Source organism: Roseibium sp., from assembly GCF_025698965.1.
Taxonomy (GTDB): domain Bacteria; phylum Pseudomonadota; class Alphaproteobacteria; order Rhizobiales; family Stappiaceae; genus Roseibium.
Map to the genome: position 1 here is coordinate 1 of NZ_JAILWL010000578.1, position 3,684 is coordinate 3,684.

Consider the following 3,684-nt stretch of genomic DNA (forward strand, 5'->3'; position numbering starts at 1 on the left):
ATATCGTCCAGCGAAACCAGATCCTTAGGACCGAACCATCTCCATGTTTCGCGCAACTCCATTCCCTCCTATACGTTGGACACGCTTTCCATTCGTTTTGAAGGGTTGGTGGCCGCTTGTCAAATAAATGTTGACTAGTATGGCAGTATGGCAGATAAGAGACCTGGGAGGACTATTCGTGCAAAACGAAGTCGCAATAGATTCAATTCTTGATGATACGGCAGCAATTGCTCCGCAGATGCGGCGCATATTGCGTGAGCGCATTGTCAAGAATGACCTCCCGCCGGGCAGCAAACTGTCCGAGGCAGAGATCGCCAAAAGCTATGGCATCAGCCGGCAACCGGTTCGTGAAGCGTTCATAAAGCTGGCCGAGGAAGGACTGATCCTGATCCGGCCGCAGCGCAGCACTCTTGTCACCAAGATCGATTATCCGACCGTCCTGCAATCGCGGTTCGTTCGGGAAGCGGTCGAGGCCGACATCGTGCGGCTGCTCGCTCAAAATCCGGACCCGGCCCTGGTGAAGGAACTGCGTGCGCAGTTGCAGCGCCAGATCAAGATCGGCAAGACGTCCTCTCCGGACTTCATCAACGAAGATGAGAAGTTCCACCGCACTCTTGCAGAAGCGGCTGGAAAGGACGTTGCCTGGCAATTCGTGGAAGGGCTGAAGAGCCAGATGGACCGGGTCCGGTTCCTGAGCTTCGAGCTTTTCCCGATTGACACGTTGATCGAACAGCACACGGCCATTGTCGATCAGATCGAAGCAGGAAGTCCGGACGCAGCCTCCCGGGCCATGCGCAGGCATCTGAACGAGATCCTCAAGACTCTGCCCCAGATCATTCAGAAAAATCAGGTGTATTTCGATCGCTGCGAGGATCTGGCGACTGAAGGAGCACCGTCCATTTGGGAGTGAGAATATGGCATACGGACTAAGGAAAATCCTTGCAGCCTGCATCGTTTCGCAGCTGGCAGCCGGGGTCGCAATGGCGCAAGACGCGACCCTGAAGCTGGGCCACCTGGCGAATGAGCAGAATGCCTGGCACAAGGCAGCCGTCAAATTCGGCGAGGAACTGTCTACTCTGACCGACGGGCGCATCGCCGTCGAGGTTTATCCGAACGAGTCACTCGGCAAGGAAATCGACCTCATCAACGGAATGCAACTCGGCACGGTCGACATGACCATCACCGGGGAAAGCCTGCAAAACTGGGCACCAATGGCGGCCCTCCTGGCTGTTCCTTATGCCTATGCCTCCACTGAACATATGGACGAAGTTGCCAGCGGAGAAATCGGTGATCAGATCGAAGCCCAGATCGTCGAGAAAGCCCAGATCCGCCCGATTGCCTATTTCGCCCGTGGTCCGCGCAATCTGACTTCCAATCGAGCAATTGCTTCGCCGGACAATCTGGAAGGGTTGAAGATGCGCGTTCCGAACGTGCCGCTTTTTGTCGATGTCTGGAAAGCGCTTGGCGCGGCGCCGACACCAATGGCCTTTTCCGAAGTCTTCACCAGCCTGCAGAACGGCACTATCGGAGCCCAGGAAAACCCGCTGGCTCTGATCCGTTCCGCCAATTTCGACGAAGTTCAGTCTCACGTGAACCTGACCCAGCATGTGCGGTCCTGGATCTACCTGACAATTTCAGAATCCACCTGGCAGTCTCTCAGCCCCGAGGACCAGGCTCATGTTCTGGAAGCCGCCAAACGGGCACAGGCCTATGAGCGCGGTCTTCTGGAAGCCAGCCTTGCCGAAGATCGGGCCTATCTTGAAGGCAAGGGCATGACCTTCGTCGAGGTTGACGGCGCGGCGTATGCGGCAGCCGCCAAGGACGCGGTGCTCGCCAATGTGAATGATGAGATCAAGCCGATCGTGGAAAATCTCTTCAACAGCCAGAAATAGGATCCTCCCCCAACCTTCCCGCCGCCGGCAAGTGTCCTGCGGCGGGCTCTTTATGGGACTATCCATGATTTTTTTTCTGAAAATCTACCGTGGCCTCGACGTGATCTGCCGCACAGGCGTTTTCGTCGCGTTCATGGTTCTGATCCTGGCAGTTCTTACTCAGGTTCTGGGTCGCACCATCGGCAACTCCCCGGTCTGGACGGAAGAACTCACCCGCTTCGCGCTTATTTACATGACTGCGCTTGGTGTCGGTCTCGGACTTCTGAGCGGCGATCTGGTGAATGTCGATATCATCTGTGACGCACTGCCGGACCCCTGGCCTCGTGTTTTGCGCGTCGTGGCGTCACTGGCAACGGCGTTCCTCGCAGCGATATTGCTCCCGGGAGCGTGGAAATACGTCCAGATCGGGCTGTTGCAGAAATCACCGGCAATGGGCCTTCAAATGGCCTTCATCCATTTCAGCGTCTTTCTTCTGTTCGCTTTGCTGTTCGTCTTCGCGCTGGCGCGCACGGCGCTCACGCTTTTGTCGAAGGATGACAGTCCCCACGAACAGGAGAGCTGACACGTGGAAGTCCTGGTTCTTTTTATTGTCTTCATCGGATCGCTCGTGATCGGCATCCCGGTTGCCATTGCCCTCGGTCTGTCATCTCTCAGCTATCTGCTGCTCTCGGGTATTCCGCTGGTCGTAATTCCGCAGAAGGTCTATGCCGGCATCGACGTCTTTGTTCTCCTGAGTATTCCCGGTTTCATCCTGGCCGGCAACCTGATGAACAATGGCGGCATCACCGAGCGCATCATCCGCTTTGCCAATGCGCTGGTCGGCTGGATCCGGGGTGGTCTGGGACTGACCAACATCGGCTCTTCCATGCTGTTTGGCGGGATCACGGGCACAGCTGTCGCCGATGCCGCATCCATCGGCGGCGTGATGATTCCCGGCATGAAAAAGGCCGGATATCCGGCCGATTTTTCCGCTGCGGTAACTGCTGCCTCCTCAACCGTCGGACCGATCATCCCGCCCAGCGTTCCGATGATCATCGTCGGAGCGCTTAGCGGAATCTCCGTCGGCAAGATGTTCATGGCAGGTGCGATACCGGGGCTTTTGATGGGCCTTGCCATGATGATCACCTGCTATGTCATTGCCCGGCGCAAGAACTTTCCCCGGGAGCCATGGCGCGGTGTGAGTGAACTATCCCGGTCCTTCGGCAACGCCTTCTGGGCGCTCGCGATGACCGGCATCATCATCTACGGTCTTCTGAGTGGCATCGCCACCCCAACAGAAACCGCTGTGGTCGCAAGCGTTTATGCCTTCATTGTCGGCGCGTTTATTTATAGGGAACTGCCCCTGAAAAAGGTTCCCAAAATCATTGTCGACAGTGCGGTTTCGGCGGCATCCATTCTGGCTCTGGTTGGACTTGCAAACGTGTTTGGCTGGATCCTTGTGTCGGAGCGCATTCCGCAGGCGATTGCCAGTTCAGTTCTGTCGATCACCGACAATCGCATCTTCGTCATTCTGATCATCAATCTGCTGCTGCTTTTTGTCGGCATGTTCATGGAAACGATTGCGGCGCTGATCATTCTGTTTGTTCCGCTTCTCTCGCTCGCCGAAGCTGTTGGCATCGAGCCCCTGCATTTTGCAACCTTTGCCGTTCTGAACCTGATGATTGGCCTTACGACGCCTCCCGTCGGCGTTTGTCTTTTCGTCTGCTCCGGTATCGCCCGCCTTCCCCTGACGCCGGTGGTTCGGGCGATCTTTCCATTTCTTTTGAGCAACATCATCGTCCTTCTGCTGGTC

At 56.4% G+C, this 3,684-nt stretch carries 4 protein-coding genes; all 4 read left to right on the forward strand.

The genetic code is table 11. The features are described from left to right. Positions 1-238: 238 nt before the first annotated feature. Positions 239-910, forward strand: a complete 672-nt coding sequence (locus K5905_RS29790) for a GntR family transcriptional regulator (RefSeq protein WP_297591273.1) — start codon at positions 239-241, stop codon at positions 908-910. A gap of 4 nt (positions 911-914) precedes the next feature. Continuing rightward, positions 915-1,892 carry a TRAP transporter substrate-binding protein gene (locus K5905_RS29795; RefSeq protein WP_297591269.1) on the forward strand — a complete coding sequence of 326 codons (978 nt, stop codon included), beginning with the start codon at positions 915-917 and terminating at the stop codon, positions 1,890-1,892. Between the two features lie 64 nt (positions 1,893-1,956). Next, positions 1,957-2,454, forward strand: coding sequence for a TRAP transporter small permease (locus K5905_RS29800; protein WP_297591270.1), 498 nt, complete (start codon positions 1,957-1,959; stop codon positions 2,452-2,454). Positions 2,455-2,457: 3 nt separating this feature from the next. Continuing rightward, positions 2,458-3,684: TRAP transporter large permease (locus K5905_RS29805; RefSeq protein ID WP_297591271.1), on the forward strand; the 1,227-nt coding region annotated here is incomplete at its 3' end.